Here is a 10994-nt window from a genome sequence, read left to right as displayed (position 1 = left end):
GGCGGGGCATCCTCAGGGGTGCCCCGTTTTTCTTTCAGATATCCCTTCCTTCTCCCGCTCATTTTGTTATTTTTTCACCATTTCTTGCAGTTTCTCAATATTTTGTTGTACCTTTGCACAAAAATAATAATAAATTGCAAGAAAATGGGAAAGATTATATTGACGGGTGACCGTCCTACAGGTAAACTTCACCTGGGTCATTACATCGGCTCTCTGCAGCGCCGAGTACAACTTCAGAACGCTGGCGACTTTGACAGAATGTTCGTTTTCATGGCAGATGTTCAGGCTTTGACTGATAATGCCGACAATCCTGAGAAGATTCGACAGAACATCACAGAGGTGGCTCTTGACTATCTCTCTGCGGGTCTCGATCCACAGAAGTGTACACTCTATATCCAGAGTATGATTCCTGAGTTGGCTGAGTTGACTACCTATTTGATGAACCTCATCAGCGTATCTCGTGTTCAGCGTAACCCAACTGTGAAGACTGAGATTAAGATGCGTAACTTCGAGGCAAACATTCCGCTCGGTTTCTTCTGCTATCCTGTGAGTCAGGCTGCCGACATCACCGCTTTCAAGGCTACAACCGTGCCTGCCGGTGAGGACCAGGAGCCTATGCTGGAGGTAACCCGCGAGTTGGTTCGCCGTTTCAACCAGACTTATGCACCTGTTTTGGTAGAGCCAGAGATTCTGCTTCCTGAGATTGCCTGCTGCCGTCGTCTTCCAGGAACTGACGGTAAGGAGAAGATGAGTAAGAGTCTCGGCAACTGCATCTACATGAGCGATGACGAGAAGACCGTTTGGAAGAAGGTGAAGAAGATGTCTAATGGTGAGCCACGTATGAGCATGGAAGAGCCAGGTCATCTGGAGGGCAATGCCGTGTTCACTTATCTGGAGGCATTCTCTACTCCTGAGGACTTCGCAGAGTTCTGGCCAGAGTTCAAGACTTTGGATGAGTTGAAAGACCAGTATGTGAAGGGTGGTATCGGTGATGGCACCTGCAAGAAGTTCCTGAACAGCGTCATCAACAAGATGCTCGACCCAATCCGTGCCCGCCGTCATGAGTTTGAGCAGGATATTCCTGAGGTATTCAATATCCTGAAGAAGGGTAGCGAGGATGCCCGCGAGTTTGCAGCCCAGACCATGGATGAGGTTCGCAAGGCTATGCGTATCGACTATTTCAGCGATGCTGCCTATATTGAGGAGCAGGCTGCGAAATTTAGAGTATAGTGATTATTTATTAGTGATTAATGATAATCATTAAAGTACGTGAATAAACGAATATTACAATTAGCGGTGCCGTCGATAATATCCAATATCACGGTACCGCTTTTGGGTTTGGTTGATGTCGCTATCGTCGGGCATATCGGCGATGCTGCTTACATCGGAGCCATTGCCGTAGGGTCGATGCTCTTCAATGTCATCTACTGGCTTTTCGGATTCCTGAGAATGGGAACCAGCGGAATGACTTCGCAGGCTTTGGGAAGGAGAGATCTGGCTGAAGTTCTGAGGCTCCTGGTGCGCTCTCTCAGTATCGGTGTGGGGATAGGAGTGCTGTTCTTCATTTTTCAGAAATGGCTGATAGGCTGCGGACTGTGGGCGATGTCGCCGGAAACGGATGTCGTGGAACTGGCACGGAGATACTGTTATGTCTGTATCTGGGGAGCCCCGGCAGTGCTCGGACTCTACGGATTTACGGGCTGGTTTATCGGTATGCAGAACACGCGCATTCCGATGATGGTATCTCTGACACAGAATGTGGTTAACATCATAGCCTCCCTGCTGCTGGTCTTTGTCTGCGGGATGACGGTAGAAGGCGTGGCGCTCGGAACGGTCATAGCCCAATGGTGGGGATTCCTGATGGCATGTCTGTTCTATCGCTTCCATTATCGCCGGTTAAGCAAGTATGATTATCGCCGGCATCTCTTTGCTGCCGAACCGCTGAAGCGGTTTTTCTCGCTCAATAAGGATATCTTTCTCCGTACCCTCTGTCTGGTGGCGGTAAACCTCTTCTTTACGGCGGCAGGTTCCAGGGAGAGTACCATTGTGCTGGCTGTGAATACGCTGCTGATGACACTCTTTACCATCTTCTCTTATTTTATGGATGGTTTTGCCTATGCGGCAGAGGCGTTGAGCGGCAAGTATTATGGAGCCCGAAACATGGGAGCATTCCGCGAGGTGGTCAGAAAAACGATGGCTTTTGGAGCTGTCGTGGCAGTAGGTTTCACCTTATTATATATAGTGGGTGGCGAGAATTTCCTCTCTTTGCTCACAAGCGATAAGCAGGTGATAGCTGCATCGGGCGAATATTTCTGGTGGGCTGTGCTGATTCCGCTGTCTGGCATGTCGGCATTCGTCTTCGATGGCATCTTTGTTGGCATCACACAGTCTAAGTCGATGCTCTGTTCTACCGCCGTAGCCTCGGCTTCGTTCTTCGGTCTGTTCTTCGGCTTGCATCCTTTTTGGGGCAATCATGCCCTGTGGTTGGCCTTCATTCTCTACCTTCTGTTGAGGGGAATCGTACTGTTCGTCATTTACCGTAAAAAACTGCGGTAAATGACGAATAGTGTTTTTATAGAATATTTTAGTAGAAATAATGCACATCTTTCATAAAAATTGCACACTGAATTATAGTGTGCGCATTTTTGTGAAAAACTACATTAATATAGTTTAAATCTTAGGCTTATATTCTTTTTCTTAGCCGAAAATTAGTAATTTCGCAGAGCAAAACTTAAAAAGAAAAGAGTAAATGACAGCAGAAGAATATTATCAGCAAGGTAACGCCTGGCGCAAGCAGGGTGACTTTAAGCGTGCCCTCGACTGCTATATGGAGGCCATTGCCCTCGATCCGGAAAGTCCTGCCGTAGCAGCCAAGGAGATGTTGGATGATATCATGAGCTTTTATTGCAAAGACTACTACAATCCATAACAACCGACATGTGGACAGCAGGAGCTTTGTTTACTCCAATGGTAAAGATAATTAGTAAGAAATTAGAATATGAGTAAGATTAAAGGGGCTATTGTAGTCGACACCGGGCGTTGCAAGGGATGCTCGCTCTGTGTGGAGGCGTGTCCTCAGCATGTCATCGCATTGGCAGAGAAAAAAGTCAATGTGCATGGTTACCGTTATGTAGAGGCGGCTGTACCTGAAGCATGCGTTGGTTGCACCTCGTGCGCCATCGTCTGTCCGGACGGCTGCATCACAGTTTATCGTAAGAAGGAGGACTAAATAATGGCAAATCAGGAAGTTACATTAATGAAAGGCAATGAGGCGATAGCCCATGCCTGTATCAGATGTGGTGCGGATGGTTTCTTCGGCTATCCTATCACACCTCAAAGTGAGATTATAGAGACGCTGGCTCTGCTCAAGCCATGGGAAACATCTGGTATGGTGGTTCTGCAGGCTGAGAGTGAGGTGGCGGCTATCAACATGGTTTATGGTGGCGCCGGTGCCGGTAAGCGTGTCATTACCACTTCTTCAAGTCCGGGTGTGGCTTTGATGCAAGAGGGTATCTCTTACATGGCAGGTGCTGAGATTCCGGGCGTTATCGTCAACGTACAACGTGGCGGTCCGGGTCTGGGTACTATCCAGCCATCCCAAAGTGATTATTTCCAGGCTACCCGCGGTGGTGGTAACGGCGACTATAATGTGATTGTGCTGGCTCCTGCTTCTGTTCAGGAGATGGCAGATTTCGTTGATCTCGCCTTTACGCTTGCCTTTAAGTATCGCAATCCTGCGATGATTCTGAGCGATGGTGTCATTGGTCAGATGATGGAGAAGGTGGTTTTGCCTCCTGTCAAGCCTCGTCGTACAGAGGAGGAGATTGCGAAGGAATGTCCTTGGGCTACCATCGGTCGTCCGAAGAACCGTCCTGTCAACATCATGACCTCTCTGGAACTCAAGCCTGAGGTAATGGAGGAGCGCAATATTGCTCTTCAGGAGAAATACAGAAAAATCCGTGAAACCGAGGTTCGTTATGAAACCGAGCAGATGGATGATGCCGACTATGTTATCGTAGCCTTCGGTAGTGCGGCACGTATCGCCGAGAAGAGCATCGAGAGTGCGCGTGAGCAGGGCATCAAGGTCGGATTGTTCCGTCCTATCACCCTCTGGCCTTTCCCTGAAAAGGAGATTCATGAACTCGCCAAAACCAAGAAGGGCATTCTGGTTGTAGAGATCAATGCAGGTCAGATGGTTCAGGATGTGCGACTGGCTGTGAATGGTCAGACTCCTGTGGAGCACTTTGGTCGTCTGGGCGGTATCGTTCCTGAGCCGGAGGAAATCGTTCAAGCATTAAAGAAGTTAATAGTTAACAATTGACAATTGATAGTTAACAGTTAATAGTTTATTGTTAATAGGAGGTTGCGCCCTATAAACTGTAAACTATTAACTATAAATTAAATAAAATGAATGATATCATTTCACCAGAGAATCTGGTATATAAGAAGCCTACGCTGATGAACGATACCCCGATGCACTATTGCCCGGGGTGTTCGCATGGCGTAGTTCATAAGCTCGTTGCCGAGGTTATCGAGGAGATGGGCATGGAGGATAAGACGGTGGGCGTATGTCCGGTGGGCTGCGCTGTCTTTGCTTATCGCTATTTGGATATAGACTGGCAGGAGGCTGCCCATGGCCGTGCACCTGCTGTAGCTACAGGCATCAAGCGCTTGTGGCCTGATCGTCTCGTCTTCACTTATCAGGGCGATGGCGATTTGGCGTGCATCGGTACCTGCGAAACCATCCACGCCCTGAACCGTGGTGAGCACATCGCCATCATCTTCATCAATAATGCCATTTATGGTATGACCGGTGGTCAGATGGCTCCAACCACGCTCTTGGGTCAGAAGACTGCTACCTGTCCTTACGGTAGAGAGGCTGATCTTCATGGTTATCCACTCAATATTACCGAGTTGGCAAGCCATCTGCAGGGCACCTGTTATGTAACCCGCCAGAGTGTGGAGACCGTGGCAAGCATCAAGAAGGCGAAGAAGGCTATCCGCAAGGCATTCGAGGCAAGCATGCAAGGCAAGGGTTCCAGCCTGGTAGAGATTGTTTCTACCTGCAACAGCGGTTGGAAACTTTCACCTGTTGAGGCTAACAAGTGGATGGAAGAGAACATGTTTAAGCAGTATCCTAAGGGCGACCTGAAGGATACAACGGGAATTTGAACATAGAACATTGAACTTTGAACATTGAACTTTGAACTTTATGATTACCTTAACTTGCAAAAAGTAGGTCTCTATATAGTTCAAAGTCATAAAAAGTAATCATAAAGTTCAAAGTTCAATTCTCAAAGTTCAAAGTCATAAAAAGTAATTATAAAGTTCAAAGTTCAATTCTCAAAGTTCAAAGTTAAAAATATGAAGACAGAAATCATTATATCCGGTTTTGGCGGTCAGGGCGTTCTCTCTATGGGAAAGATTCTGGCTTATTCAGGACTGATGGAGGATAAGGAGGTAACCTGGATGCCTGCTTACGGACCAGAGCAGCGTGGCGGTACTGCCAACGTAACGGTCATTGTGAGCGACAGTCGCATCTCTTCGCCTATCCTGAGCCATTATGATGTAGCCATCGTGCTCAACCAACCATCGCTCGACAAGTTTGAGCCGAAGATTAAGCCAGGCGGCATCCTGATTTATGATGGCTATGGCGTGATGAATCCTCCTCAGCGCAAGGATATCACCATTTATCGCATCGATGCGATGGACAAGGCTGCCGAGATGAAAAATTCGAAGGTGTTCAATATGATTGTATTGGGTGGACTGCTGAAGGTTTGTCCTGTAGTGAGCACCGATGGTTTGAACAAGGCGCTTTACAAGTCATTGCCAGAGCGCCATCATGGTTTGATTCCGCTGAACATGCAGGCAGTGGAAGAGGGAATGAAGATTATCGAAAAGGTTGATTAAATTCAATCATCAGTATAGATAAGGGAGCGGGTTGCGGTGCAGTTCGCTCCCTTGTTTTAGTATGCTGGGTTGAAAAGGAAAAAATGATGCATCTTGCAGATTACATATTTTATTTGTATCATGTAGTTTGCTACATTCAAAATCTGCTGTTGAATGTTTTTCGTATCTTAAACTCTTTCTTACAGATATTGTTCATGAAAGTTTGGAGAGGGTGTGTCATAAGTCCATGACACACCCTCTTTTGGTCTTTATACGGATAATCTCCAATGTGCTGTTAGTTTATCCATCCAAGCAGGGACACCAGATAGGCGTTCCAGTTGATGGCAATCTCGTTCGAAGCATAGCTGCCGACGTTATCCTGGTAGGATTCATCTGGAATATTGGAAGCATAGGCTGGTACGAATTCTGCATCTTCCTGTCCCTTGTTGGCTCCTCCAGCCACCAGACCAGGTACTGGCTCCTTGATATTGTCGGCTGCAGAGATACGGTGGTGGATATTCATGACCCTCTGGGTGCCGAAGCCTGTCAGGTAGCAATAGCCTGTGGCGTTACGTCCAAAGAAATAGTCTAAGGTGGAGAGGGCGGCTTGCCTATATTTGTTGTCCTTTGTCAGGGCATACTCGTACATTTGGGCAATGCCTCTTCCCAGGCAGCTTTCAGAGTTGCTTCCCCAGTGGAAGTCTTGGGCGCTGTTGCCGAAGATACTGTGGAATGAAGAGGTAGCCAGTTCTAGGATATCCTCATCACATTTTTTCTTAAGAGATTCTTTGATCTCTTTCATAGGGAGCTTGCCGGCATCTGGGGTGCCAAGGAGTTCCTGGTTTACCCATTGGAAGATGCCCAGACCTGCCACGTTACCCCAGGATGGAATGCTGAATTCATCTGGAACAAACTGTTTTGCCTGTTCCAGGTAGGATGTTTCTGAAGTCGTGAAGTATAGTTCTGTAGCTGCCCAGAAAAACTCGTCTTCGGTGTGGTTGTCTCCATAACCACCCGTATGGATGGCTGGCGAGAATTTCTTGTTGTTTCCATCCTGGTCGTAATAGACAGTGGGGTGTTTCACAGCCCATGCGTATGCTCTTTCAGCTGATTCTATGGCTTGTTGGCAGAAGCTTTGGAACTCAGGGAATTTTTGGTAGATTCTGGCGGCCAGTGCCATGGTGGCAGCAAAGTCGAGAGCAGCTGTGGTGGTTTTCTGTACCACATAACGTTGCTGCTTGCAGTCTTCTGGCATCACGAATCCCTCAAAGTTAGGGGTGGTGAGTTTATGATATACTCCTCCATCGGTTGGATCCTGCATGGTGAGCATCCACTCTAGGTTATACATCATCTCATCCAGGATATCCGGTATCTTATTGTCGGATTCCGGAATTTGAAGATTGAGAGAATTGAATCTATCCTGATGGAGCTGGTAGGACTGCAGAATCAGTCCGAGGGTAAATCCTGAATTGACGATATATTTGTTATAGTCGCCAGCATCGTACCATCCCTTGGGAGAAGAGATGATGGTTCCCGCCGGTCTTTTAGGGCTTGCTGCCGAAGGATGCACCATGACATGAGTATCCAGGTGAGCTGCCGGTCGTGCGTACTCGCCAGCATACTTTCTTTCCAATCTCTCCCCAGAACGCTGATAGTAGTAGCCTTTGATGGATGCTTTCAAGGCTTCCGTATAGGGATCGCTGGAAATGATGAAGCTTTGTTGATGTCTTCCTGCTACCAGGGTATACCTGCCAGGCTTGGTGATAGAGGAGAAGTCTATCTCCTGGCGGATCTTGCTGGAGAATGGGGATTTCTTGGTGGTTGCATGTTTTGTGCGCCAGACGGTTTTACCCTCTTGGTCTCTGATGAGGAAGCTTTTGGACTTTGCCTCAGGTTCTATGGTTGCTATCTTGCTTTCATGGGTCAAATAGCCAACCTGGTTAACCTTGATGGGATTCTTCTCAGAAGAAGCTAGCATCGTTACTGCTGTCAGCAGTGCCATAGCGGTTAAGATTACTTTTCTCATTTTGCCTTATTTTTAAAGTGTTATAGTTGTTTTATGCTTATTGTCTGCAAAGATAGTTATTTTAGTTGGAAATTGTTTATGTTTTCTGGATTATTTTTGCTTTTAGTATGGTTTATTCTTTGTTGAGCCTTTTTGTTTCTATGGGACGGAACGTTTTAGGTCTCGTTCCGTCCCATATTATCATTTCCAGATATAGGTATTTCCATGATAAGGGAAGTGATAATGGAATGCATTTATGATTTTTCAGTCTCCAGTTCCAGCAAAATTCTCTTTGCTTCCAGTCCTCCGGCAAAGCCTGTCAGGGAACGGTTGCTGCCGATAATGCGATGGCAGGGGATAAGGATGCTGATGCCGTTGGCTCCGATTGCTCCAGCCACGGCTCTGACACAATTGGGATTGCCTATACTTTGAGCGATTTCCTTATAGCTTCTGGTTTCACCATATGGTATATCAAGCAATGCATTCCATACTTTTCTCTGGAAATCTGTTCCTACAGGATGCAACGGAATTTCGAATGACCTGCGGATGCCTAAAAAATATTCATCCAGTTGCTGCCTAGCCAGCTCCAGGACAGAAGATGTCTCTATCTTGAAATCTGCGTTCATATACCTTGCTAGTCGAAGCTTATTGCGCTCTGCACATGGCTTTTCATTCCAATCACATAGACACAATTCATCACCCACTGATGCCAGAATTAACTCTCCGCAGGGCGAGTTGTTATATTGGATGTTTATTTGCTGCATTCTATCAAATACGATTAAACAGAATTTTTATTTTTCATACAATTCTATCGGCAAACCATGATCTTCATTCCGAGCACATCTGTATAGAGATGCTTGGATTTCTCATAGTCTGAGCAAATCACGGCTATATGATGGATTTTGTTAAGTTTCATATATATATTGTACTTTTTTGCAAAAATAATAAATATTTTCAGATTTCGCAAGATAAAGTACAATATGGCATTCTTATTTATAATATATTATACTTTTATTGAACTTTTCTTTGAGTCCGCTCTGTGGCTCAGCACAGCCATAAGGTCTGGGTGAGGAGAAAAAAATAAGATAAAGTATGATTTCTCATCATTTTCTTTGTTAGTTAGGAAATATTATTGTAGTTTTGCACAAAGAAAGATAAAGTCAAAAAAGTAGTAGATATGGAACAGAAGAAGAAACGCATATATCGCAAGCGCATCCCTTATGGCATGATGAATTTTGAGGATGTTAGAAAGGATGATTGCTATTATGTGGATAAGACTCCGTTTATAGAAGAAATAGAGGCAGCAAATAAGTATTTCTTTTATATTCGCCCTCGCCGTTTCGGCAAGAGCCTTACCCTTTCTATGCTCCAGAATTACTATGATGTGAACAAGAAGGATAAGTTTAATCAGCTCTTTGGTGATCTTTATATAGGTAAGAATCCAACCCCTGAGCGTAATTCCTTTTTGGTGCTGAATCTGAATTTCTCTGTAGTTGCAGCTGGTATCGACGATTATAAGGATGGTTTGGATGCTACCTGCAATATCAGCTACAATATTTTCTGTGATGTTTATCAGCAGTATCTTCCTAAAGATATCAAGGAGGAAATGAACAAGCAGGAGGGATCTATCAATCAGTTGCAGTATATTTGCGAAGTATGTGATAAAGTTGGTCAGCAAATCTATCTCTTCATAGATGAGTACGACCATTTTACCAATAAGATTCTTGCTGAGCCGCAATATATGACCAATTATCGCAAGCAGACGTATGGCGAAGGCTATCTGCGTCTCTTCTTTGATGCGGTGAAGGCGGCTACAAGTACATCCTTGAAGCGTGTTTTCGTAACAGGTGTCAGTCCTGTGACGATGGATGATTTGACCAGTGGTTTCAATATCGGCACCAACTATTCCTTGAGCGCCGAGTTTAACGAGATGACGGGATTTACGGAGGAAGAAGTACGTGAGATGTTGACCTACTATTCTTCGGTTTGTCCTTTCCGTCATTCCGTGGATGAACTTATCCAGGTGATGAAACCATGGTATGATAACTACTGCTTTGCTATCAACAGATATGGTCAGGTAACGATGTATAACTCTGTGATGGTGCTGTATTTCATCGACCAGTATATTCACAATAATTGTGATATTCCTCGTGATATGATAGAGGATAACATCCGTGTAGATTATAACAAGCTTCGTATGCTCATCCGCCACGATAAGGAGTTTGCCCATGATGCCAGCATCATCCAGCATCTGGTTACGGATGGATTTGTTACGGGAAACTTGAAAAGGGGATTTCCTGCTGAGAGCATCAACGATCCGGACAATTTCGTCAGTTTGCTCTTCTACTTTGGCATGCTGACAATTGATGGAACCTATCGTGGCAAGACCAAGTTTGTGATTCCTAACGAGGTGGCTAGAGAGCAGATATATGCTTATTTGCTGAGTACCTATAAGGAGAACGAACTGGCTTACGATACCTATCAGAAGAGTGATTTGGAGAGTGGCTTTGCTTATGATGGTGATTATAAATCTTATTTCGGCTTTATAGCTGATGCCATCAAGCGCTTTTCTTCTCAGCGTGATCGACAGAAGGGTGAGTCGTATGTGCATGGTTTTACCTTAGCGATGACCTGTCAGAATATGTTCTATCGTCCAATCTCAGAACTGGATAACCAGGCTGGTTATGCCGACATCTTCCTGCGTCCGCTCCTGGAGAATTATCCGGATATGGAGCATTCATACATTGTGGAGTTGAAATATTGCAAGTCGGATGCCACCGATGAGCAGGTGGCGAAGCTGAGAGAGGCAGCCATCGCTCAGGTTAATCGCTATGCAGATAGTGATGTGGTGAAATCTGAGGTAAAGACCACCCGCCTTCACAAGATTGTTGTGATATTCAGAAGCGTGGATATGGTGGTGTGTGAGGAGATAGAATAAAGTTACTGAGATGTATTTGTATATGAATTATGCAGATTACATTATGCTGATTACATAATGCAATTTGCATAATGTGTTTTGTATCGTTTAAAATCCTGATGCTGAATGGCTTTTTTGTGTCTTAAAGCGAAGAAAGTTGTTCTTTTCTTTGGCATTTCCAAT

The 10994-nt window shown here is 45.4% G+C and carries 11 protein-coding genes; 8 read left to right on the top strand and 3 right to left on the bottom strand.

Annotated elements, in window-relative coordinates:
* Positions 1 to 144: 144 nt before the first annotated feature.
* The 7 genes from trpS (at position 145) to KSW37_RS14285 (ending at position 5910) form a co-directional block, all read left to right on the top strand.
* Positions 145 to 1230 (top strand): tryptophan--tRNA ligase, encoded by a 1086-nt coding sequence (trpS, locus tag KSW37_RS14315; RefSeq protein ID WP_217314996.1) that lies wholly within the window; start codon positions 145 to 147, stop codon positions 1228 to 1230.
* 66 nt (positions 1231 to 1296) lie between these two features.
* Positions 1297 to 2556 carry an MATE family efflux transporter gene (locus KSW37_RS14310; protein WP_367397517.1) on the top strand — a complete coding sequence of 420 codons (1260 nt, stop codon included), beginning with the start codon at positions 1297 to 1299 and terminating at the stop codon, positions 2554 to 2556.
* A gap of 193 nt (positions 2557 to 2749) precedes the next feature.
* Positions 2750 to 2929: a tetratricopeptide repeat protein gene (locus tag KSW37_RS14305; RefSeq protein WP_006848323.1), complete on the top strand. Its 180-nt coding sequence runs from the start codon at positions 2750 to 2752 to the stop codon at positions 2927 to 2929.
* 69 nt (positions 2930 to 2998) lie between these two features.
* Positions 2999 to 3229, top strand: coding sequence for a 4Fe-4S binding protein (locus tag KSW37_RS14300; RefSeq protein WP_022120396.1), 231 nt, complete (start codon positions 2999 to 3001; stop codon positions 3227 to 3229).
* Between the two features lie 3 nt (positions 3230 to 3232).
* Entirely contained in the window at positions 3233 to 4321 is a 1089-nt protein-coding gene (locus KSW37_RS14295; protein WP_217314998.1) for a 3-methyl-2-oxobutanoate dehydrogenase subunit VorB, read from the top strand.
* An 86-nt stretch (positions 4322 to 4407) separates the two neighbouring features.
* A complete protein-coding gene (locus KSW37_RS14290; RefSeq protein WP_217314999.1) occupies positions 4408 to 5172 on the top strand; it encodes a thiamine pyrophosphate-dependent enzyme in 765 nt (254 codons plus the stop codon).
* Between the two features lie 192 nt (positions 5173 to 5364).
* Positions 5365 to 5910 carry a 2-oxoacid:acceptor oxidoreductase family protein gene (locus KSW37_RS14285; RefSeq protein ID WP_006848319.1) on the top strand — a complete coding sequence of 182 codons (546 nt, stop codon included), beginning with the start codon at positions 5365 to 5367 and terminating at the stop codon, positions 5908 to 5910.
* Between the two features lie 274 nt (positions 5911 to 6184).
* Here the strand turns inward: KSW37_RS14285 and KSW37_RS14280 are convergent, their stop codons facing one another.
* The 3 genes from KSW37_RS14280 to KSW37_RS14270 all read right to left on the bottom strand — a co-directional run bounded on the left by KSW37_RS14280 (position 6185) and on the right by KSW37_RS14270 (position 8810).
* Positions 6185 to 7915: a glycoside hydrolase family 9 protein gene (locus KSW37_RS14280; protein ID WP_254368680.1), complete on the bottom strand. Its 1731-nt coding sequence runs from the start codon at positions 7913 to 7915 to the stop codon at positions 6185 to 6187.
* 233 nt (positions 7916 to 8148) lie between these two features.
* A complete protein-coding gene (locus KSW37_RS14275; RefSeq protein ID WP_217315000.1) occupies positions 8149 to 8658 on the bottom strand; it encodes a methylated-DNA--[protein]-cysteine S-methyltransferase in 510 nt (169 codons plus the stop codon).
* A 44-nt stretch (positions 8659 to 8702) separates the two neighbouring features.
* Positions 8703 to 8810, bottom strand: a complete 108-nt coding sequence (locus KSW37_RS14270) for a VOC family protein (RefSeq protein WP_254368681.1) — start codon at positions 8808 to 8810, stop codon at positions 8703 to 8705.
* A 261-nt stretch (positions 8811 to 9071) separates the two neighbouring features.
* Between KSW37_RS14270 and KSW37_RS14265 the strand changes: the two genes are divergently transcribed.
* Entirely contained in the window at positions 9072 to 10832 is a 1761-nt protein-coding gene (locus tag KSW37_RS14265) for an ATP-binding protein (protein WP_254368682.1), read from the top strand.
* Positions 10833 to 10994 lie beyond the last annotated feature (162 nt).

Source organism: Segatella copri (assembly GCF_019127135.1).
Lineage (GTDB): Bacteria > Bacteroidota > Bacteroidia > Bacteroidales > Bacteroidaceae > Prevotella.
This window is presented reverse-complemented; position numbering and strand designations above follow the sequence as displayed.